This window comes from Streptomyces sp. NH27 (assembly GCF_056859195.1).
In genome coordinates, this window is the sequence record NZ_JACEGK010000888.1 from 1 (window position 1) to 1,615 (window position 1,615).

Genomic DNA, 1,615 nt, shown 5'->3' on the forward strand with positions numbered 1-1,615 from the left:
GTGTCGAGGTCCGCCTCACGGCAGGTACCTCTCGACAGCGGCGGGGCCATGTTCCTCCAGTGCCTTGCGGGCCTTGTCGATCAGTTCCGGGGTGCAGTCCCGGCCGGAGGCCATCACCAGGTCCTCCGGGTCCACGGAGTGCTCCGACCCCGTGTGCAGTGAGCTGTCCGCTGTCTTGAACGCCCAGTTCTTCTCCGGATCGTCGGACATCGCAACCTCCCGAGGGTTTACGACCTGGGGGCACGACAGGCGGTGGATCGGCGAGCGGCGTCATGGGGCTTCGGATGCCAGGCGCCGAAGCCCGCCGCCTGTCGTGCACCAGGTCGTTACGGTCCCTCCACCGTACGCCGACCGCGCAGACAGAGCCCGGCGAAGCAGGCCACGGCGGCCAGCGCGCAGCCGAGCTGCGTGACGGCCATCGGGACGGCGGTGCCGTCGCCCGCCACGCCCGACAGCGGCGACAGGATGGCCCCCACCAGGAAGGAGGAGGTGCCGAGCAGCGCGGAGGCGGCGCCCGCGTGCCGGCGGGTGCGCAGCAGCGCGCTGGTGTTCGCGGTGGGCATCACCAGGCCCATCGACGCCATCAGCACGAACAGCGCGACGGCGATCTCGGCCAGGCCGGCCCGGCCGAGGACGCCGGTGGTCAGCAGCACGAGCGCGGTGGAGGAGAGCGTGATCATGGCGAGCCCGATGCCGAGCACCTTGTTCATGTCCACCCGGCCCATCAGCACCTTGCCGTTGAACTGGCCGACGGCCACCAGACCCACGGAGTTGAGGCCGAAGAGCAGCCCGTAGGTCTGCGGGGACGCGCCGTAGATGTCCTGGACGACGAACGACGACGCGGACACGTACGTGAACAGCGCCGCGAAGGAGAAGCTGGCGGCGAGCACGTAGCCGGTGAAGACCCGGTCCGCGACCAGCCCGCGGATCGAACTGAAGGTGGAGGTCAGCCCGCCGGCGTGGCGCTGCTCGGGCGGCAGCGACTCGTGCAGACGGCGCCAGCACACCATCGTGAGCAGGGTGCCGACCACCGCGCAGAGCACGAAGATGCCGCGCCAGTCGGTCAGCCGCAGGACCTGGCCGCCGATCGCCGGGGCGATGATCGGGGCCACCCCGGAGATGAGCTGGAGGTTGGAGAAGAACCGGGCCATCGCCAGGCCGTCGAACATGTCGCGGACCACCGCGCGGGAGATCACTATGCCCGCCGAGCCGGCCAGCCCCTGGATCAGCCGGAAGCCGATCAGCAGCGCGACCGTGGGGGCGAACGCGCAGGCCACGGTGGCCAGCACGTAGATGACCATGCCGGTCAGCAGCGGGCCGCGCCGGCCCCAGCGGTCGCTGAGCGGGCCGACCACGAGCTGCCCGAGCGCCATGCCGGCCAGGCACGCGGTCACCGAGATCTGCGCGGTCGCGGACGACGCGTGCAGGGCCTGCGAGACCCGTGGCAGCGCGGGCAGGTACATGTCCATCGACAGCGGCGGGAGCGCGGTGAGGCCGCCGAGGGCGAGGGTGACGACGAAGCCGGTACGGGCGGTACGGGCCTGCGCCGGGCGGGGTCCGCGAGGGCCGCCGCCATGTGGAGTACGTGGAGAGGGGATCGAGGTCGGGGCGGTGG

General features: G+C 71.7%; 2 protein-coding genes. Both read right to left on the reverse strand.

The window, feature by feature from the left end:
* Positions 1-15 precede the first annotated feature (15 nt).
* Positions 16-210 (reverse strand): hypothetical protein, encoded by a 195-nt coding sequence (locus AC13HU_RS36800; RefSeq protein WP_483046347.1) that lies wholly within the window; start codon positions 208-210, stop codon positions 16-18.
* Positions 211-326: 116 nt separating this feature from the next.
* Positions 327-1,598: a multidrug effflux MFS transporter gene (locus tag AC13HU_RS36805; RefSeq protein ID WP_483046348.1), complete on the reverse strand. Its 1,272-nt coding sequence runs from the start codon at positions 1,596-1,598 to the stop codon at positions 327-329.
* Positions 1,599-1,615 lie beyond the last annotated feature (17 nt).